Source organism: Bacillus sp. JZ34 (assembly GCF_053903205.1).
The window spans coordinates 2,072,751-2,093,325 of the sequence record NZ_CP096403.1 but is presented as its reverse complement, the minus strand read 5'-3'; the positions used below and the strand labels follow the sequence as shown (position 1 = coordinate 2,093,325).

Annotated in this window: 16 protein-coding genes and 1 pseudogene; 7 read left to right on the top strand and 10 right to left on the bottom strand. The window is 44.7% G+C overall.

Features of this window, described 5'->3' with window-relative positions:
- Positions 1 to 93 precede the first annotated feature (93 nt).
- Complete coding sequence (locus tag M1D90_RS10670) at positions 94 to 1,557, bottom strand: serine hydrolase (RefSeq protein ID WP_025811298.1); 1,464 nt, start codon at positions 1,555 to 1,557, stop codon at positions 94 to 96.
- A 1,425-nt stretch (positions 1,558 to 2,982) separates the two neighbouring features.
- On the opposite strand from M1D90_RS10670, the gene M1D90_RS10665 reads away from it, so the two are divergent.
- The gene (locus M1D90_RS10665) at positions 2,983 to 3,387 is read left to right on the top strand and encodes an integrase (RefSeq protein ID WP_020451805.1); all 405 of its coding nucleotides are present in this window, start codon (positions 2,983 to 2,985) and stop codon (positions 3,385 to 3,387) included.
- On the opposite strand, the gene M1D90_RS10660 is transcribed toward M1D90_RS10665, so the two are convergent.
- From M1D90_RS10660 to M1D90_RS10645, 4 genes are all read right to left on the bottom strand, one after another.
- Positions 3,275 to 3,679 carry an aminotransferase class I/II-fold pyridoxal phosphate-dependent enzyme gene (locus M1D90_RS10660; RefSeq protein WP_043054340.1) on the bottom strand — a complete coding sequence of 135 codons (405 nt, stop codon included), beginning with the start codon at positions 3,677 to 3,679 and terminating at the stop codon, positions 3,275 to 3,277. The two genes, M1D90_RS10665 and M1D90_RS10660, sit on opposite strands and share 113 nt — an antisense overlap.
- Before the next feature lie 29 nt (positions 3,680 to 3,708).
- A complete protein-coding gene (locus M1D90_RS10655) occupies positions 3,709 to 4,197 on the bottom strand; it encodes a TraR/DksA family transcriptional regulator (RefSeq protein WP_020451807.1) in 489 nt (162 codons plus the stop codon).
- Between the two features lie 112 nt (positions 4,198 to 4,309).
- Positions 4,310 to 4,654 carry a PH domain-containing protein gene (locus M1D90_RS10650; RefSeq protein WP_020451808.1) on the bottom strand — a complete coding sequence of 115 codons (345 nt, stop codon included), beginning with the start codon at positions 4,652 to 4,654 and terminating at the stop codon, positions 4,310 to 4,312.
- 440 nt (positions 4,655 to 5,094) lie between these two features.
- Entirely contained in the window at positions 5,095 to 5,304 is a 210-nt protein-coding gene (locus M1D90_RS10645) for a DUF6501 family protein (RefSeq protein ID WP_020451809.1), read from the bottom strand.
- Positions 5,305 to 5,571: 267 nt separating this feature from the next.
- Here M1D90_RS10645 and M1D90_RS10640 point away from each other — a divergent pair, with 267 nt between their 5' ends.
- Both M1D90_RS10640 and M1D90_RS10635 read left to right on the top strand, forming a co-directional pair.
- On the top strand, positions 5,572 to 7,059 hold the full coding sequence (locus M1D90_RS10640) for an aldehyde dehydrogenase family protein (RefSeq protein WP_023857346.1): 1,488 nt from the start codon (positions 5,572 to 5,574) through the stop codon (positions 7,057 to 7,059).
- A 221-nt stretch (positions 7,060 to 7,280) separates the two neighbouring features.
- Positions 7,281 to 8,417: an MFS transporter gene (locus M1D90_RS10635; RefSeq protein ID WP_232513478.1), complete on the top strand. Its 1,137-nt coding sequence runs from the start codon at positions 7,281 to 7,283 to the stop codon at positions 8,415 to 8,417.
- Between the two features lie 128 nt (positions 8,418 to 8,545).
- Here the strand turns inward: M1D90_RS10635 and M1D90_RS10630 are convergent.
- Both M1D90_RS10630 and M1D90_RS10625 read right to left on the bottom strand, forming a co-directional pair.
- Positions 8,546 to 9,078, bottom strand: a pseudogene (locus tag M1D90_RS10630) (GNAT family N-acetyltransferase).
- 17 nt (positions 9,079 to 9,095) lie between these two features.
- Positions 9,096 to 9,497, bottom strand: coding sequence for a cytidine deaminase (locus M1D90_RS10625; RefSeq protein WP_256164042.1), 402 nt, complete (start codon positions 9,495 to 9,497; stop codon positions 9,096 to 9,098).
- Positions 9,498 to 9,720: 223 nt separating this feature from the next.
- Between M1D90_RS10625 and M1D90_RS10620 the strand changes: the two genes are divergently transcribed.
- The 3 genes from M1D90_RS10620 (at position 9,721) to M1D90_RS10610 (ending at position 13,601) form a co-directional block, all read left to right on the top strand.
- Entirely contained in the window at positions 9,721 to 11,619 is a 1,899-nt protein-coding gene (locus tag M1D90_RS10620; RefSeq protein WP_373926115.1) for a terpene cyclase/mutase family protein, read from the top strand.
- A gap of 50 nt (positions 11,620 to 11,669) precedes the next feature.
- Positions 11,670 to 12,455, top strand: a complete 786-nt coding sequence (locus tag M1D90_RS10615) for a superoxide dismutase (protein ID WP_224067368.1) — start codon at positions 11,670 to 11,672, stop codon at positions 12,453 to 12,455.
- Between the two features lie 615 nt (positions 12,456 to 13,070).
- The gene (locus tag M1D90_RS10610; RefSeq protein ID WP_079289258.1) at positions 13,071 to 13,601 is read left to right on the top strand and encodes a stress response protein YvgO; all 531 of its coding nucleotides are present in this window, start codon (positions 13,071 to 13,073) and stop codon (positions 13,599 to 13,601) included.
- Positions 13,602 to 13,825: 224 nt separating this feature from the next.
- Here the strand turns inward: M1D90_RS10610 and M1D90_RS10605 are convergent, their stop codons facing one another.
- Positions 13,826 to 15,166, bottom strand: a complete 1,341-nt coding sequence (locus M1D90_RS10605) for a sodium-dependent transporter (RefSeq protein WP_020451817.1) — start codon at positions 15,164 to 15,166, stop codon at positions 13,826 to 13,828.
- A 214-nt stretch (positions 15,167 to 15,380) separates the two neighbouring features.
- Between M1D90_RS10605 and M1D90_RS10600 the strand changes: the two genes are divergently transcribed.
- A complete protein-coding gene (locus M1D90_RS10600; RefSeq protein ID WP_023857353.1) occupies positions 15,381 to 16,361 on the top strand; it encodes a bile acid:sodium symporter family protein in 981 nt (326 codons plus the stop codon).
- Between the two features lie 31 nt (positions 16,362 to 16,392).
- Here M1D90_RS10600 and odhB read toward each other — a convergent pair whose 3' ends face one another.
- Both odhB and sucA read right to left on the bottom strand, forming a co-directional pair.
- Positions 16,393 to 17,673, bottom strand: a complete 1,281-nt coding sequence (gene odhB, locus M1D90_RS10595) for a 2-oxoglutarate dehydrogenase complex dihydrolipoyllysine-residue succinyltransferase (protein WP_025811296.1) — start codon at positions 17,671 to 17,673, stop codon at positions 16,393 to 16,395.
- Positions 17,674 to 17,687: 14 nt separating this feature from the next.
- Positions 17,688 to 20,522: a 2-oxoglutarate dehydrogenase E1 component gene (gene sucA / locus M1D90_RS10590; RefSeq protein ID WP_023857355.1), complete on the bottom strand. Its 2,835-nt coding sequence runs from the start codon at positions 20,520 to 20,522 to the stop codon at positions 17,688 to 17,690.
- Positions 20,523 to 20,575 lie beyond the last annotated feature (53 nt).

Sequence of the window (20,575 nt, the reverse complement as noted above, 5' to 3'; positions counted from 1 at the left end):
AAATATTATATTATGTAGCATATTTATGCGTGGTAGGAATATGCTGCGAAGCAAATAAAAAAGTTTTCGTTTAGGTTACAATGGCACATCTCATTAGGAACATTTATATCGATAACAATATACAAACCAAGTGATACTTGCACTTAGTAAAGACAACGCAATCAGTGCGGTTAGATAACTATACGTTTGCCAAACTAGAAATGACCTCCAACTAGCCCCAAATATTGTGGGGAGGATTAGGCATAGGATACCTATAAAAATTGTAGTCACAAGCCAAAAAGCTATGAGTATCAATCTCTTTTTCGTTAACGGTAATTTCCTATTCTGTTTCTTTCTACGCACCCCTAAAAAGAAAAATAGAATTGCTAGTAATGTTAGAGCAATTGTAGCGGAAGATAGGGCGATATCGGAAATCTGCATCAAACTCATTTGATAGCTTTGGGAGATGTTTCCGTCTAAAATATCCTTAATATTATATAACATATCAATATTTGTACTGGCACTATTGGATAATAGAGAGATACCTAGCTGTTCTTCTGGGAATAAGAATATATTTGTTGCAAACGTTGGATTACCACCTGCGTGTTGGATGAATGTCTGATCTGCATTCACGACCCACCCCGCCCCATAGTACAGTTCATCCACAGCCGCAACAGACCTATTGCCCTCATGTGATTTTGCAATCAGCCCTTGAAAGATTTCCGGAATATCTTCAACAATTCCCAATTGTATTCCCATCCAACGGGCTATGTCTTGAGAGGACGAAAACAGATACCCAGCAGGTGTGTTTCCTCTAAATTCCGGTGCATCATATGGCAGCGTCATGAAAAAAGCGGAACGATAGCCCTGTGCCAACTGACCTGTCGCTTGTACCTTACCTCTATTCGCATAAGTTTCATACAACCCCAGTGGTCGAAATACTTGTTCTTCCATAAAATCCTCAAAGCTTTGCCCCGATACGGTTTCTATCACCAAGCCCAGCACATCATAATTTACCGTCCCATATTCATATCTTTCGCCAGGTGGAAATACCACTTCGGCATCTATTAACATTTCAACGGTCTTTTGCAACATATCTGGTGTATTTCCCTCTGGGATATGCTGAGTATGATACCTATTGATTAACCCTGTAGTATGATGAAGGAAATGATTCAAAGTAACACTCTGCATGTCAACGGGCTGTCCCTGATATCGCAATGAGAACCAAGGTAAATACTCTACAACCGAATCGTCCATAGACAAAAATCCCTGCTCTTCCAAAAGTAAAATTCCTAAAGCAGTAAAAGCTTTGCTGACGGAGGCTAACTCCCATATGGTGTTTTCATTGGTCAAAATCCCTTCCTCAGAGTTTGCATAGCCGGATGAAAAGAAATAGGTATCATCCCTTGATTGTATTGAAACTGACATGCCCGGTGTGCCAGATATACGCCTAGCATCTTCTAATAATGATTGGATTGCAACAGACTCTTCCTCTGTCAATGCATAGGCTGAGGTGTTAAATCCAACAAACAACATAAATACTGTGATTATTGTTATAATTATCATCTTACTTCCCATGAGACACCCCCAGTAATAAAATATTGACTCGCTATCTGTGATCATGATGCCACTATATTTTTTCATTTCAAAGCAGACACATTATACCGATTATACAAGGGAAAAGGTTATTTCTGAATATGTAATGAGATTAATAAAATGGAAAAAGATAGATTAAGTTATGGCGCAGTACGTAAAAACTATTACCTTATCTTTGATAAACATAATAGAGAAATTTACATATTAAACATGATTATATGTAAATCTCCTTATTTTTCTGCTAATGTAAAAGATTTTGATATGTGTATATTCAATGCTTTCATGTCTACAATCCATCAAGCAATTGTTTCTTCGTTTTATATCCAGATATTATACTTTATCGGCGTTCTGTCTCTCACTCAACATCGATTATGCCCCTATGACAATATGTCCGCAAGAATTTTATTGCAGCAAGAATTTCATTGCAGAATTTGATACTTTTTTCTCCCTCTCTAATAGTTGATATGATAAGGATATTACACAATATCACAACACATCATGCGATAATAACATTGAACAAATAAAGATTTATTTTGCACCCCCCCTACAACTCCAATACAAATCGTAATATGATATTAACCGTAACAAAGATATAGACAGAAACTTAGCAAGCGAGAAAATAAAAATGAGAAAGAGCGATGTATGAAGAGCTATTTTTTTAAAAAACAACATTGCATATCGTGATATTTATTTTGTGAGAATAGCCATACTAAAACCTTTCTACATGCGAAAAATCACTTCATAAGCTGTCTTTGAAAGGAATTATTTAAAAATACTCCCATACAACTAAATACAGAAGTTTGAAACTACTACATTCATGAATGGAAACCTAAGATGACTTGTTTCAAGCGAGACATACAAGCAGTCTCTAAACATTGTAGTTGATAAAACAGCGAGCAGTATTGACCGTAAAAGCTGTTATGTAGACTAATGATTGTAAAAACAATCTACTATATATCGCCATGATGGAAGCCTATTCCAGAGCGATTGATAAGCGCCGAGATACCGAATACGAACGGTTAGCGAGATAAATAGAAATAGTGCTTCATTTTTCACAATGGAAGTGAGTGCATGGAGAAATTATGAAAAACTGCCGAAGTGACACCGCTTCCGCAAGCGGCAGCAAAAGCGAGCAAGTGGAAGCGGTGTGCGTGTCGTTGCGTAGCAACGACACCATTCTACCTCTCCATATCTAACAGGGAGGTAGGAAATAGAGAATAATAGTATGGAATCCGTTGATACGGTAAGGGAAATGATGTCCTGTGCTGGAATTTTGTGGCGGACATATCAAGGAATTGGATAAAAAAGGTGATAAAAAAAGACTTTTATATCAGATTGATGGAAGAAACAAAGAGATTTGACTTAGGCATGTAGATTCTTTTAAACAACTAACACTGGATATATCTTGTGAAGAAAAATGATATACAAAAAGCTACGTTTCAAAGATACCTAGAAGCGTCAGGGATTATTAGAAAGTTATTCGGAAATATTCAGTTAAAAGATATGAATGACATTGCTGTGCAAAGAAAAATTGATGAATACGCAAAGAAGCGTTCTCACAGTACCACTCGCAGCTTGTTAATAAAAGTCAAAATGGCACTTCGTGACGCTTACGCTCGTGGTTATCTCACGAATGATTTCGCAGAACTTGTCAAACCTCGTGGGAAAGAGTTATCGAAACGAAACAAAGCGTTATCCATTACGGACTTCCAAAAGCTAAGAACATATCTACTAGCACACACAGAGGAAGAATTTCATGTGCTCGTCTTAGTAGCTTTAGAAACAGGTATGCGAAGAGGAGAATTGGGTTAACGTAGACACCTTCTTGATGAAGTGAGTCTGCAAAACGTAAAGTTGTGTCGCGATCTGGAAGAATAATTGGAATAATAGGTGATTCACTATGTAATACATTAAGACCTATTTGTTGAATGCCGTCTCTTAAGTACTTTTCGTTTTCGTGTAACTTTTCCTGGATGTCCGGATTTTTCTCTAGAATATCAATAGCTGCAATTAAACCTCCGATAACTGATAAATGTTTTATTGTGTCGAGTACTTGACTCCCCGTCGACAGTTGTAGGACATCTCTTTTAACAAACAGAGCCATAGAAAAAAGCACCCTGTTTTTGCGGGTGCTTATTTTGAATCCTGCTCCTCATCAAGACGTTCGTAAGCATATGAACGCTTTTGATCCATCGTTTCTCTGTTTGTCAAATCCTTCATTTGCCGTGTAAATTGCTCGTCATATCCTTCCCCCTCTTGATTTCTTTTTTCTGTTTCAGCTTGAGTCTCCGCGGTTTTTCTTGCATATGGAACGGCTTCGAGGCGCTCATATGGTATTTCTTGACCTGTTGCTTCACATATTCCGTATGTGCCGTCTTCCAATCGCTTGAGGGCGTCTTCAACTTCTTTTAATAAATTTCTGTCCGTCTGCCGGAAGGTCTGCTCTCTCATTCGTTCAAAATAAACGCTGGCATGGTCAGCCTGATGATTGTCAACTCCGTTTGAAAGCTCGCCCGTTTCTTCCGCCATCGACTGATCTGTTCCTTCTGCAGGGGAAAGGCTTTGTTTTAAGTCAATTAATTTATGGTAGAGATGGTCTTTTTGTTTTTGTGTTAATGGCATGGCTGATCCTCCTCCTTTCTTCTTCCTTTCCCGATTTCGTGGGAGAAAAACCCGCCTTTCCAAAATAAAAAGGCCGTTCAGACGCGGGCAAGCGGTGAACAGCCTTTACGGTTTATGCACATAAGTATTTTGATAACAGCGCTTGAATTTCAAGCATGTCCGTATCCTTCGTAAACTCCAGGTCAAAGATTTTGCTGCTGGTCATCAGAGAAAGAGAACTGTCTGGATTGAACATGCTGACTTCTCTAATCGCAAAGCCTTCAATCGATCTGTATGGCAGAAAGACGCGGACTTTCTTTTTGGAAAACAGTTTATTATCAAAAAAAATAATCCGCTTGTTCGTAAAACAAATTTGATCTATCCTCAGTCTGCAAACCGATTCAATTTTTTCTCCTTCTATGAGCAGCGGTTCAAATTTTTTGCCGTCTGCTGTCTTGCTTGCTGAAAAAACGCCCAATCAAAACCCCTCTTTCTGTATATCCAATTTATGTTTATGCACAAGGCAAAGTATACTTGTCAGTTACTAATAAGGATACGATAACCCTGATTTATAAACAATTACGAGCAGATTACATTTCTTTAACGCTATATGTTTGTTTTTACTATCAATTAATACGCCCGGCGGACGCGGGAGGTTTCAACTTTTTATCAGTTTTTTCAGCTTATTTTTCGTTTGCTACCAATCAAAAGGTGGATAACGGATAAAACAAAAAACCGCAGCAGGATGTTCTTCCTCTGCGGTTCTCTTCTGACTATTATGCCTGATTGATATGCACATATCAGGCACTTGCTTCTGCTTCGGTCAAGCAACTGATTCAGTCAGCCGATTTTTTATGAATGCGTGCGGGTGTTTGTTCAACTACCATTCATTGCTGTTGATGACCGGCGCAAATTGATTCAGGCTTTTACTTCTTCAAAGTACTCTTTGTAATAGCCGCCGACTTTGTTTGTATTATCGATGATAAACAGAAACTCTTCCGTTTCGTTTTTGACCTCGTATACGTTGCCTACGGTCAGCGCTCTGTTGACGATGTACTTTTTGGCATCGGTATGTATGCACTTTACTTTTTTAATGGTGTTATTGTTTTGCCATTTTTCGTGAATCATGCGGATGTCTCCTTTTTCATACGTGTATAGTTTCCATTGTAGCGTTTTTTCGCCGAAATGCAATGCGATCTGGAGGCGAAAGTGATTTTAAAGAGCATGGATATTGATTTGGATTCATTCCCTGTTATAGAATGGTGGTGTATAGTTCCAAAATCAGAAATATATCCCTCTTTCATCCGCGCAATGACCAAATCAAAAGACAAACCAGCACCAAGACAACTCACCCGAAGACAGACCAAAATTTCAAAGGAGGTTTGTTTGACAAACATGAGTTCATTAACAATGCAGGTCAGTAAAAAGCTGGAGGTATTTTTGCAGGGAACAAAGAAGCTCTATATTAACGGGGAATTTGTAGCCAGCGCCTCAAACAAAACGTTTGAGACCCCAAACCCGGCGACTGGTGAAACGCTCGCCACCTTATATGAAGCAGGTCCCGAGGATGTGGACAAAGCGGTGAAAGCCGCGCGGGAAGCTTTTGACCGCGGTGAGTGGCGGACGATGAACCCGGCCGAAAGAAGCCGGCTGATGTACAAACTCGCCGATCTGATGGAGGAACACAAAACGGAACTGGCTCAGCTTGAAACGCTGGATAACGGGAAGCCGATCAGCGAAACGACCGCAGGCGATATTCCGCTGTCAATTGAACATATGCGTTATTATGCCGGCTGGGCGACGAAAATAACCGGACAGACGATTCCTGTTAACGGACCTTATTTTAACTATACACGACATGAGCCTGTCGGAGTTGTCGGGCAAATTATCCCTTGGAACTTCCCGCTTCTGATGGCCATGTGGAAAATGGGAGCCGCTCTTGCAGCCGGATGTACGGTTGTCTTAAAACCGGCGGAACAAACGCCGCTTTCCGCTCTGTATTTGGCGGAACTGATCGATGAAGCAGGCTTCCCGAAAGGCGTCATCAACATCATTCCTGGCTTCGGTGAGACGGCCGGAGAATCTCTGACCGATCATGCCCTTGTCGACAAACTGGCATTCACAGGGTCAACGGAAATCGGTAAAAAAATTATGGAGAAAGCGGCCAAATCGGTTAAACGGGTGACCCTTGAACTCGGCGGAAAGTCGCCGAATATCATCCTTCCTGACGCCGATCTGAAGAAAGCGATTCCAGGCGCACTAACCGGCGTTATGTTCAATCAAGGCCAAGTGTGCTGTGCGGGATCGCGCGTGTTCATCCATAAGGACCAATATGACAAAGTCGTCGATGAAATGGCCGCATATTCCAAGTCGCTCCGCCAGGGTGCGGGCCTTCATGAAGACACGCAAATGGGACCGCTTGTCAGCAAAGATCAGCACGAACGCGTCCTCTCGTATATTGAAAAAGGACGTCAGGAGGGTGCGAAAATCGCAGCCGGCGGAACATGCCCTTATGAGCAGGGATACTTTGTTTCTCCGACTGTATTCACCAATGTCGAAGACGAGATGACAATAGCAAAAGAAGAAATCTTCGGTCCTGTTTTGGCGGCGATCCCTTATGAAACGGTAGATGAAGTCATCGAACGGGCCAATCGCAGCGAATACGGCCTTGCTGCTGGCGTATGGACGGAAAATTTGAAAAACGCCCACTATATCGCCGACCGTCTGCAAGCCGGTACCGTTTGGGTCAACTGCTATAATGCCTTTGACGCCGCATCCCCATTCGGCGGCTACAAACAGTCGGGACTCGGACGTGAAATGGGCTCATACGCTCTGGATAACTATACAGAAGTAAAAAGCGTCTGGATTCATACAGGCGAATAACGCACGATATGAGTTTCTGCAGCCGCCCTGTCGATCAGGGCGGTTTTCTTTTTTATAGAAATAAACATTTATAGACACATATGGTAAAATGGATGATAGTTTAAGTCGAATGGAATGATAGAATCGTGTTTTCTTCCTCTCTTGGCAAAACCCTCTGGAATCAAAAAAGTTTTAGATACATATGGGCATCACAAACAGCACAGGCTGTCGGGTCGATTTTGATGACGATCATCGTCATGGTCGATGTGTTTAAGGAAACGAACTCTGTATTCGGATCGGGTCTGGTCTTGGCTTTATCCTCGTTCGGCAGTGTATTAGGCGGTGCGATGGCTTCTTTTGCTATTCAGCGCCTCGACCTGCTTCAAACAGCGGCTTGGTCAACATGGTTCAGAGCGGTCTGCGCATTATGCATCGGCTTATGCCAAACGCTGGGCTTACCCTCTTATATCATTTATATGCTGCTGTTTTTGCAAAGCTTTGTCGGTTCCTGGTATTCCCCCGCACAGTTAGGTTTACTGTATCAAGCGATTAAAAAGCGCGATTACGTGGCGGCATCGGGAAGCATCGTAACGGTCAACCAGTTTGTTCAGGCAGCAGGCTGGGGGCTCGGCGGCTATTTAACCGTTTTGGCCCAAACTCACACGCTGACATTGTTTACAGCAGGACTCTTTTTCGTATCAGGACTTTTAATCAAATTGCCGGATTTGAAAACAGCGGTTATCCCTCGTCAAAAAACCCGCACACAATCAGTCTGGCGCACTGTATACAGGAAGAAAACCGTTTTGCTGCTTACGATGATGGACATGTCAGAAGGTTTAGCAAATGCGGTCTGGACTTCCGCCGTTTTGCTGGCTTTTACGAAAGAGGTGCTAAATAAAGGGGAGGCTTGGTGGGGATTCATCAATGCCGGTTATTTTTTGGGAGCGATTTTGGGCGGCATTCTCGCTGTGCTCTTTTCCAACCAGCTCAAAAAAAGGCTTGGCCTCATGATTGTCTTGGGTTCTGTTTCAATGGGAATCACAACGCTTTTATTCGCCTATTCGTCAAATCCCCTCCTTTCGGTCATCCTCTGTATCATGATGGGTCCGCTTTATCAAGTAAGAGACGTCAGCCAGACGGTTATCCTTCAAGATACGTTGACAGATGAAGAGCGCGCACCGGTCACCGCCGCCAAAAATACTATTTTGACTGCATGGTCTGTCTTAACAATTGCCATTATGGGGGCTTTGGCAGACTTGATCGGGATCCAAAGCGTATTTATCGCTGCCGCTGTATTATATGCCGGAACAGCCGCTGTCACATTTTTCGTGCGGGATGTGAGAAAGTACAGCCAGTCTGCAAGGCAAATAGAACGATGAAGCTGCTGTGGATATTCGATGACAATGGCGCTGATTGCCGGCGGCATTTACAGCCGTTCAGCAAAGATTGAAAAATAAAAATGAACAAAGCGGCGCTCAGTAGAATAACATGCTGCGCGCCCTCTGATTCAGCGGGATATCAGCTCTTCGTATTCCCGCTTCAATATCCCCATAATGATTTCATCTGAGTACTGTTTATTCATATAAAGAGCATCCCTGACAGTACCTTCCCTTTTAAATCCGGCTTTTTCATATGCTTTCAGCGCGCGCTTATTGTGTGAAAAGACAGCTGAAGGCGGTTAAGATCGAGCATTTCGAATGCAAACTGCATGGCCAGCCGCACCGCTTCAGGACCATAGCCTTTGTTCAAATAAGCGGGGCTGTGCAAAGCGATTCTAAACCCTGCTTTTCGATTCGTCCGGTCGATGTCAATGATGGACAGATCGCCTATCAAGCGATCGTCCTCCTTTAAGCAGACGGCAAAATCATAGCGCGTCTCGTCGCTTGTGATTCTCTCGTAGTGCTCATAAAGGTCTTCCATCGTAAATTCGCGCGTCGTGCCCGTCATATATCTGATGTCTTCATTTTGAACAGCTTTGTAAAAGCTCTCCATATCCCCTTTTTCAACAGGTCTGAGATAAACCTTGCGGCACTCGAACATCGAACGCTCCTCCCCTGCTACTTTTGATACGCAGTAAACCAATGGTATGGCTGTATTTCCTTTAAAGATTTATAAAGCAGATGCCCATCCGGTACAGTTACAGCTGCTTTAAGATCCGGCCCCCAATAAAAAAGTCTTTCCTGGCATACCCCACACGGTGTTAATACCTTGCATTCGGAATGTTCATCATCTCTCACGACACAAACAGAGTGCGTAATTTTTGCCTGATATTTATGGGCTTCGAGAATGGCGCCCGTTTCAATGCATAAATCGGTTGAAGCGTTGATTACTTCCGGCGCTACGCTCGTCAAGATTCTCCCGTCTTCGGTATACATGGCGGCTGCCCCGCCCCATCCGGTCGGATACCTCTTTTTGATCAATTCGACTGCGGTGTCATACAGCATCTGTTCAATATTCATTCAGCAACATCCCCCAAACATTGTTTCTAAGGTCTCTCTTTTTACAATACCTGATAATGGAACAGAGGTAAACGAAGATATTCATGATTTCCTGATCATGCTCACGCATGCCCGCGCTGACGAATGCCTCTGTATGCTCATCACATATTCAAAATCGCTGTTCTTCTGTTTTCATCCGGTTGGCATGACACATTTCCGAAATGAATACAGTAAAATGAAGGAGATGAGAAGATTGCGTTCTTTACTAGAAGACGTGAAAGCTTTCAGACAAAAGACGCTCGCAAAGCTTCAAAATAGACAGAGACCTGATGGGTCATGGCGGTTTTGTTTTGAAGGGCCCGTGATGACAGACAGCTTTTTCATTTTGATGCTGACCTCACTTGGCGATCAGGACTCTTCTCTCATCACAAGTCTTGCTGAACGAATCCGTTCGAAGCAGAGCGGAGACGGTGCGTTTCGCAATCATCCGGATGAAACGGCAGGCAATTTGACCGCGACAGTCCAGGGCTATACCGGGATGCTGGCTTCGGGGCTCTATGACCGGAGAGATGCGCATATGCAGAAAGCCGAGGCGTTTATTAAGGCAACAGGCGGTTTGAAGAATGTGCACTTTATGACGAAGTGGATGCTCGCTGCCAACGGGCTGTATCCATGGCCGAGAGCCTATATTCCGCTTTCGTTTTTACTGATCCCGCCCTATTTCCCGCTTCATTTTTACCATTTCAGCACATACGCAAGAATTCATTTTGTCCCGATGGCCATTACGTTTAATCGACGATTCTCTTTAAAAAACAACCAAATCGGCTCGCTTCGGCATCTGGATGAAGCCATGTCAAAAAATCCTCTCGAATGGCTGAACATCCGCTCTTTTGACGAGAGAACCTTCTATTCTTTCAATCTGCAATGGAAACAGCTCTTTCAATGGCCGGCTTATGTTCATCAGCTCGGATTTGAAGCGGGCAAAAAATATATGCTGGACAGAATCGAAGAAGACGGAACACTATACAGCTATGCGAGCGCGACCATGTTCATGATTTACAGCCTGCTAGCGATGGGAATATCAAAAAACGCCCCCGTTGTTAAAAAAGCAGTCGGCGGAATCAAAAGCCTTATTTCCTCATGCGGAGAGGAAGGCTTCCATTTGGAAAACTCAACTTCCACTGTCTGGGACACCGCGCTCATCAGCTTTGCCATGCAGGAATCCGGAATACCTGAACAACATTCTTCCATCTCATCGGCAGCGGACTACCTTCTCAAAAGACAGCATGTGAAAAAAGCGGACTGGGCGGTCTCAAACCCTCAAGCGGCACCGGGAGGGTGGGGTTTTTCACACATCAATACAAACAATCCCGATTTGGACGATACCGCTGCGGCATTAAAAGCAATTCCGTTTCAAAGGCGTCCGGCTGCCTGGAACCGGGGGCTCACCTGGCTTATATCAATGCAAAACAAGGATGGGGGGTTTTCAGCATTTGAAAAAAACGTTGACCATCCGCTCATCCGAAATCTGCCGCTCGAATCTGCCGCTGACGCAGCAGTCGATCCGTCAACGGCAGACTTGACTGGGCGCATTCTTCATCTGCTCGGACTTAAAGAGCGGTTGACAGATGACCATCCCGCAGTCAGACGCGCTCTAAGGTGGCTTGATCACCATCAGGAAGCTGACGGTTCGTGGTATGGCAGATGGGGCGTCTGCTTTATTTACGGGACATGGGCCGCACTCACCGGAATGAAAGCCGTCGGAATTTCCCACAATCACTCGTCTGTCAGAAAAGCGGTCTCCTGGCTTAAATCGATCCAGCTTGAAGACGGAAGCTGGGGAGAATCTTGCAAAAGCTGTGAAGCGAAGCGTTTTGTCCCTCTTCACTTTGGAACAGTTGTTCAATCTTCATGGGCGCTGGAGGCGCTTTTGCAATATGAGCGTCCGGATGACCCTAAGATCTTAAAAGGGATTCGTTTTCTCACCGATGATCACGAAAGCTCGCCTGAGCGACTCGAATACCCGACGGGAATCGGGCTGCCGAAACAATTCTACATCCGCTATCACAGTTATCCTTTTGTGTTTTCATTGCTCGCTTCAAGCGCATTTATTAAAAAAGCGGAAATGAGGGAGACATATTGAATGCTTACAAAGAAAAAATAGCGTCATGGGCCAAAGGTCTGAAAGACCAGATGAAAGATGATCCTTCTATAGAAAGCCAGTTAGAAAAACTTTTTCAATCACTGGATGATCCTCGTGCGACCGAACAGGAATGGTATGAACAGGCAGAAGCCGTGTATCAAGCCATCTCCCGCAGTGATGCGTCTCAAGCAGGTCGGCAGCCATTCAGAACAGTGCCGATCGGAGGCCATCGCCTGCCAAGCCTGCCCTACTCTTATTCAGCCCTTGAGCCTTATATTTCAAGAGAAATTATGTTTCTTCATCATACAAAGCATCACCAAAGCTATGTCGACGGCTTGAACAAAGCTGAAAAAGAACTGCAGAAAGCAAGGCAAACCAAACAATTCGACCTTGTAAACCACTGGGAAAGAGAGCTCGCCTTCCACGGAGCCGGGCACTATTTGCACACGATATTTTGGTACGCGATGCATCCAAAAGGAAAAAGGCGGCCGACAGGCGAATTGCTGGAAATGATTAACCGTTCTTTCGGCAGCTATTCGGCCTTTAAAGAACAATTTTCCGAAGCGGCGAAAAAGGTGGAAGGCGTGGGCTGGGCGATCCTTGTCTGGGCGCCTCGCTCACACCGCTTGGAAATTCTGATCGCAGAAAAACATCAGCTGATGAGCCAATGGGATGTGATCCCCCTTCTCCCGCTCGACGTATGGGAACACGCATACTACCTTCAATATAAAAATGAAAGGGCAAAATACGTCGATAATTGGTGGAATGTCGTTGACTGGAGAGAACCTGAAAGGCGGTTTGCGACAGCAAAGCGCGTTCTATGGGAGCCCTTCTGATTCAAATTCAATGGCGGGACTTCAACTACTGAAGTCCTCTTTTGTTTCGGTAGTTGCGCCCGACATCGGCCTCCCCGTCAAAGCCTTGCCTCAAAAAGCGGACGAGCCTTTCCTCTCGCACCTTTCTCTTCTCTGCGCCAGGCAGCCGTCGACACTGGCCGAATCGAGCGAAAGTGCCGATACCTTATCACTCTCAATACCGTATCTATATCCCTTAAACCCTCTATCGTCTGTAATAAGATAACAAATAAAAGTTTAAATATCCCAGTTTCTCTTGAGGATTGTTAAGGCCGCTACACGGAGATTGGCAAGGAGGGGTCGGAAGAGAACCCCCACAACCATACATCCTTCTGAATCTGCTATTTTGATCATCCCTTTATGAAATACTGAATCTCAACAGTCTATCAATATATCCCAAATTTGTGCCTTAAGTATGGAATGTGAACATTTTTTGATTTATTTGGAAAATAGTCGTTTTTCCTCATTCTTCTAATTCCAAAACTCGTTAAGCTATTCTACAAGAAGGGAGGGAATAAATGAATAAACTGTCGATGTTTGTCTGATTCAGCCGGTCAGTTTTTCGAAAATGGCAAATTTATTTTAGGAGGGTTAATCATGAAAAAAATGTTTGCTTTCTTTACAGCCTTAATGCTCGGTTTGACTTGTTTGCCGTACTTATCAGAAGCGAAAGAATCAAAGCATACGGACAGTTCTGTTACAACCTTGCCTTCTATGTCTATACCCACATCTCTCAATCAGTCATTGGACCAGGAAAAACAACAGTTTAAAACTTCCGCTATTAATCTCAACATCAACCTCGATCTTTTAGGAATCGGAAACTCGATTAGAGATGCTATCGTTCAAAGCTCCAACCGCAGCGGTTTCGTCAAAAACTGCATGGAAACCGCTTTTTATTCTGCTGGGCAAAGATACAATGTCATGGTATTTAACTTAAGTCAAGGCTATCAAAATGGTTTAAGAGGAGTAAAATTTTATGGATCTGCCAACTATCATGGCGTGATTTACGGCATTTGGGTATTTGAAAGCGGACAATTTACAAACCAGGGAGACGGCGGCTGGATTAACTGGGCCTTTAAAGGCTGGTTTGATCGAAACGGCCAAACTGTAACATTCCGCATGCCTTAATCAAAGTCAAAGTATCCCCCTCTTCTGCCTGCCGGTAAAATCGTCAAAAACGAATTCACCGGCAGGCCTTTTTAATATGTCTGCGCAGAAAAAAGCCGATTAATCAAACACTTCCCTTGCCGGTCATACCGCTGCCATTTCACAGAGAGAAAAGAAAGTACCGTTGACAAACTGTCTGCATGAAAAAAAGGCCGGACAAATCCGGCCTTATAAACAATTCAATTTTAAAATACGCCAATGACGTCCAAAAAGACGACAATAATAACGATCGGAGCGGCGTAGCGGATCAGCAAAAGCCATGCTGCAAACCATTTTCTGCTGATTTTAGAGCCCTCCCTCAATTCAGCAAAAAGCTCTTCTTTCGGGATTTTGAGCGGCACAAAAACGGCGATGAGCAAAGCGCCGAGCGGCATTAAAATATTGCTGACAAGGTAATCCGCCGCATCAAATATAGATAGATTAAAAATCGATACATCCTGAAGCACGCCATATGATAATGCTGAAGGAATTCCGAATAGGAAAATCGCAATTCCCCCGGCCCAAGCGAAAGCCTGTCTTTTTTTAGGATCCCCTTTTGATAAGGAAGAAACAAGGATCTCAAGCATTGAAAATGCGGACGTCAGTGTAGCAAATAAAAATAAGAGCAGAAACGCCAATAAAAAGACGATTCCCAAAGGCATCTTGTGAAAGACTGACGGCAGCACATTAAATAACAGCATCGGGCCGGCATCAGGAGATAATCCGAATGAAAAAACGGCCGGAAAAATCGCAAACCCGGCAAGAATCGCTACAGATACATTGAGCAATGTCACTGAAACGGCCGACTGTATAAGGTTTTCTTTTTTCGATAAATAAGAGCTGTACGTTACCATAACGGAAACACCGACACTCAGCGAGAAAAAGGATTGTCCAAGCGCAAACAGCACCGTTTTGGCTGTGATATGGGAAAGATCAGGTTTTAAGAAAAATTCCAATCCTTCCATTGAACCGGGAAGTGTAAGCGAACGGATGATCAAAAGCAGAAAAATAACGAACAGAGCAGGCATCATAAACTTGCTCGCTTTTTCAATTCCGCTTCTGACTCCTTTTGCAACAACAAGAATCGTGATCATGATAAATGCAAACTGGCTCGCAAGAACGAGATACGGATTTGCAATTGTCTCTCCGAAAAGACCTGCATAATCCGTGCTTCTTGACAGTTCGCCGGTCAGTCCTTTGATAATATAAATGATGATCCAGCCGCCGACAACACTATAGAAAGACAGCAGAATAAAACACGTGATAATGCCGAGCCGGCCGATCCAATGCCAAAGCGAGCCGGGCGCCAGCTCCTTATAGGATTCAACGGCATCTTTTTGAGTCTTTCTGCCGATAATGAACTCCGCCATTAATAACGGAAGCCCAATCAATAAAGTAAAAAGAATAAACATAAGTAAAAATGCTCCGCCGCCGCTTGTTCCGGCGACATAAGGAAACTTCCATATCGCGCCGAGCCCGATTGCCGAGCCGGCCGAAGCTAAGATAAATCCAAGCTTTGATGACCATATATTTTGTTGATTTTCCACTTAAGCACCTCTTCTTCTCGGTCTAATTGCATATGGCTACAAACTATCATTTTAAAAAGCATAAACGAATTCGTCAAGGTTTTCAAACATTTCTTTCAGTTTACATAATAATATTATTTAAAACAAATTCGAATTTTACAAGTATTGAATTATTCAGAATATTAATTATAATAAGAGGATGTTATATTTTCTACAGATGTGAGGAGCTGGACTTATGAGTTATTTGATCAAAATCAGTCAATTTGCAGGAAAAACGTTTGCCATTTGGGTGATTCTGTTTGCGGTTCTCGGCTTTGCCTTTCCGACGCAATTCACCTGGATCACCCCTTATATTACCATCCTGCTTGGCGTGATTATGTTTGGCATGGGATTGACATTGTCAGCGGACGATTTTAAAGAGCTGCTGAGACGTCCCCTGCATGTGCTGATCGGTGTGCTGGTTCAATATACGGTCATGCCGCTGCTCGCTTTTGGACTGGCCTATGGACTCGGGCTTCCCTCCGAAATAGCGGTTGGAGTCATTTTAGTGGGATGCTGTCCCGGGGGAACGGCATCAAACGTCATGACATTTTTGGCGAAGGGAAATATCGCCCTGTCAGTGGCGATTACAACGGTTTCCACATTGCTTGCCCCTTTTTTAACGCCGTTTCTCATTTTATTTTTCGCAAAAGAATGGCTTCCGGTATCTCCGGGCTCACTGTTCTTGTCGATTTTACAGGCGGTGCTGCTCCCGATTATCGCCGGGCTGATCGTTCAATTTTTCTTTACAAAACAAGTGAAAAAAGCGGTGCAGGTGCTTCCGCTCGTCTCTGTTCTCGGCATCGTCGCCATCGTCACCGCGGTCGTCGGAGGCAACCGGGAAAACATTATTCAATCAGGGCTGTTGATTTTTGCAGTCGTCGTTCTTCATAATGGCCTCGGCCTTTTCCTTGGCTTTGTTTTGGCAAAGTGCTTTAAAATGGATTATGCATCACAAAAAGCCGTGTCCATTGAGGTCGGCATGCAGAATTCGGGTCTCGGTGCAGCATTGGCAACGGCGCACTTCTCTCCTCTTTCCGCTGTCCCGAGCGCTGTTTTCAGCGTTTGGCATAACCTTTCAGGCTCATGGCTTGCGACATACTGGAGCAAGAAAGCAAATAAGCAGAAGAATAACAATTATTCTCCTGCCCCGCAGATGATAAACAAAAAGCTTTGACCGTACATGCGGCCAAAGCTTTTTTCTTGATTTAACCTTCCAACAGAAGCTGTTCAGGATCTTCAAGCAGATTTTTAATCGTAACCAGGAAGCCGACTGCCTCTTTACCGTCGACGATCCGGTGGTCATACGATAATGCAATGTACATCATCGGGCGGTTTTCGAAACGCTCTTCATCAATTGCCACAGGGCGCAGCTGGATCTTATGCATGCCCAAAATACCAACTTGCGGACTGTTCAAAATCGGAGTCGACAACAGTGATCCGAACGTTCCTCCGTTTGTGATCGTAAAGGAGCCTCCTTGAAGCTCGTTGAGCGACAATTTGTTGTTTCTCGCTTTCTTCGCAAGCTCTCCGATATCCTTTTCAATATCAGCAAAGGTTTTGCGGTCTGCATCCCGAACGACCGGTACGACGAGGCCATCCGGCGCAGCAACAGCGATTCCGATGTCATAGAATTGTTTGATCACAAGCTCGTCGCCTTGAATTTCCGCATTGAGGAGCGGAAATTTTTTCAGCGCGGCGACCACAGCTTTTGTAAAGAATGACATGAATCCGAGCTTCACATCATGCTGCTCAAGGAATTGATCTTTTCGGCGTTTCCTTAGGTTCATGACCGCCGTCATGTCCACTTCGTTGAATGTCGTCAGCATAGCGGCGGTGTGCTGAACTTCAACGAGGCGTTTGGCGATCGTCTGTCTCCGGCGGGACATTCTTTGACGCTCTACCGGTTTACCTGCATTTTCGGTTTGTTTAGCAGCCGGCGCCTGTGTTTCGCGTTTTGGTTCAGGCTGAGCTTTTGGCGGCTGCTCGTTCTTCTGATAAGATTCAACATCTTGCTTTCTGACCCTTCCGAGCGGATCACCGGTAGGAATCTCCGATAAATCGATGCCTTTTTCACGGGCGAGCTTTCGGGCAGCCGGAGAAGCGATTGTCCTTGTTTTGGTTGTATCCGCCTCATCGTTCGCGCTTTCGCGAGGTTCGGCTGTCTTTTCAGACGTGGCTGGCTTCTCTTCCGAAGCGCCGGCGCTTTCTTGAGCGTCAGCTTGAGGAGCCGTTGATTGGCCTCCTTCTCCTTCGCCTTCTGAAATCGTTCCGATTATTTCGCCGACCTGAACCGTGTCACCGGAATCTTTCAGCACTTCCTGAAGAACGCCGGACTGCTCTGCCGTCAATTCAACGTTGACTTTATCAGTCTCCAGCTCAAGCAGGAATTCCCCTTGTTCTACATAATCTCCCGGTTGTTTCAGCCATTGGGCTATCGTTCCTTCTGAAATTGATTCCGCTAATTCAGGTACTTTAATTTCCGCCATTTTTTAGTTCCCCCTTAATTTTTGCGAGTCAAGCTATCAGATACAATGCGTTCCTGTTCCTTTTTATGAACCGTCGGATCCCCTTCTGCCGGACTTGAACGTCTTCTTCTGCCAATATAGCGGACCTTCACGTCCTTTGGAGCAATCTCTCTTAAATAAGGCTCGATATAGTTCCATGCACCCATATTTTGCGGTTCTTCCTGTACCCAGACAATCTCCTCCAAATTCGGGAGTTTGCTGAAGATCGCTTTAATATGCTTTGCAGGGAAAGGATACAGCTCTTCAACCCGTGCAATGTGCAGCCAATCTTTTTCACCTTCCATTTTATTGAAATGACTGCTGATGTCAATCGAAACTTTACCGCTTGAAAGGACGAGGCGCGTCACTTTGTCATACTGATGGGAAAGTCCTGACATTTCATAGACCGGCTTAAAGTTACTGTCGCTGAGCTCCTGCACTTCTGATACGGTATTCGGATTTCTCAGCAGGCTTTTCGGCGTCATGATGATCAGCGGGCGGATCTCCTCGCGAAGGAGCATCTTCGCCTGCCTTCTTAAAATATGGAAGTACTGGGCAGCGCTCGTCAAGTTGGCGACAGTCCAGTTGTTTTCCGCCGCCAGCTGAAGGAAGCGTTCCGTTCTTCCGCTTGAATGCTCAGGTCCCTGCCCTTCATAGCCGTGCGGCAAGAGAACAACGAGCCCTGATTTTTGTCCCCATTTCGCTCTTCCTGCAGAAATGAACTGATCAAAGTACACTTGCGCCGCGTTTGCAAAGTCTCCAAACTGCGCTTCCCAGATCACCATCGTTTCCGGCGAAGACACGTTATATCCATATTCAAAGCCAAGGACGGATCCTTCAGAAAGCGGGCTGTTGTGAACCGCAAATGACGCTTTCGTATCTGCAAGGTGATGCAGTGCGATGAATTCGTCCCCTGTCTTGCTGTCGTGAAGGACAAGGTTGCGGTGTGCGAATGTGCCGCGTTCTGAATCCTGCCCGGTCAGCCTTAGAGGTGTGCCGTCTTTCAAAATGGATGCAAAAGCCATCGCCTCTGCAAGCGACCAGTCGACTTTTCGGTCATCGTCGAACGCTTTGGCGCGCCTTTCGAGGATTCGCTTTAGCTTATCGAAAACGTTGAAGTTTTCAGGCCATGAAACAAGCTCCTGATTAATTTTGCGCAAAGTTTCAACATCAACCGACGTGTCAACATCAGGAAAACCGTTGGAAACAGGTTCCGGAAGAACGATTTCATGCGTCATATCTTCCTTTTTGGCCGGCACTTTGCGATACGCTTCTTCTAAACGCTTCATGACAGCGTCCCCGATTTTGTCGACGGTTTCATTATCGACGATCCCGTTATGAATCAGCTTTTCAGCAAAGATGTTCTTGACGGTCGGGTGCTTTCTGACCGCATCATACAGCATCGGCTGCGTTGCAGACGGCTCATCCATTTCATTGTGGCCGAAACGGCGGTAGCCGATCAGATCGATCAAAAAGTCTTTGTTGAAAGTCATGCGGTATTCAACAGCGAGCTGAACCGCTGAAAGGCATGCTTCAGGATCATCCGCATTGACGTGGACGATCGGAATCTCAAAACCTTTTGCAAGGTCGCTTGCATATTTCGTCGATCTTGACTCATTGCTTTCCGTCGTAAAGCCGATCATGTTATTGGCGATAATGTGAATCGCTCCGCCCACCTGATAGCCTTTAAGCTGGCTTAAATTCAGCGTTTCCGCGACAATGCCTTCCCCTGGGAATGCCGCATCGCCGTGAATCAGAATCGCCAGCGATTTTTTAACGTCTTGAAGCGGATAGCCGCTCTCCGTTCTCGTTTCCTGGGCGGCTCTTGTCGATCCCTCAACGATCGGATCGATGAACTCCAGGTGGCTCGGATTGTTCGCGAGCGCAATGCGCGCCGTTTTCGTATGCTCATCCTGAATCTGACGGTTGGCGCCGAGGTGATATTTTACGTCACCCGTCCAGCCGTAATTGATCCCTGTCGAACCTTCCGACGGAACGAGATCTTTGTTCGGCGCATGCTGGAATTCAGAAAAAATGATTTCATAAGGTTTTCCGAGCACATGCGCAAGAACGTTCAGGCGGCCCCTGTGCGCCATTCCGATATTAACGTTTGTCGTACCTGCCGAAACGGACTTGGCGATAATATCATCCAGCATGGGCACAAGCGCATCAAGTCCTTCTATTGAAAAGCGTTTTTGCCCGACAAAGGTTTTGTGGAGAAACTGTTCAAGGCTTTCAACTTCTGTCAGCCTTCTTAAAACTTCCACCAGCTTTTCTTTCGATTTCGGGGCGAATAATTCCCCGGATTCGATCTTTTTCATCAGCCAGTTGCGCTCTTCAAAAATGTGCACATGGTCAAATTCAAAAGAAATCGATTTTTTGTATGTGTTTTTCAAGTACTGGATGGCTTCTAAACCGTTCGTTACTTCTTGAGGGGCATCTTTGCATATGACAGACGCCGGAATTTTTTTCACATCCTGCTCAGTTAACCCGTACTCAGCAAGAGGAAAAAGCTCCTGTTTCTCTTGTGTTTTTCTCAGTGGATTGACGGAAGCGTTTAAATGGCCATAGGTTCTAATATCTTCTGCGAGTTTTATCACTGATGCGATTTTTTGAATAGATCCAGCCGTGAAATCTGCCTCTTCGTTTTTTAGAGAGGCGGCCCTTATATCGCCCGGGGGAGCTCCAAGTTCGTCAAACATCTCTTTTAAATCAGCATCCAAGCTTTCTGGATCCTTGACGTATTGATCGTAAAGCTCCAGCACATAGCCGAGGTTCGGACCGTGAAATTCTTCCCAAGTCATTCTTTGTTTCATACTATTTTGAAACATTTGAACATTACCCCCAACCTAATAATCAAGTGAATGATTCACTATCTTAATAT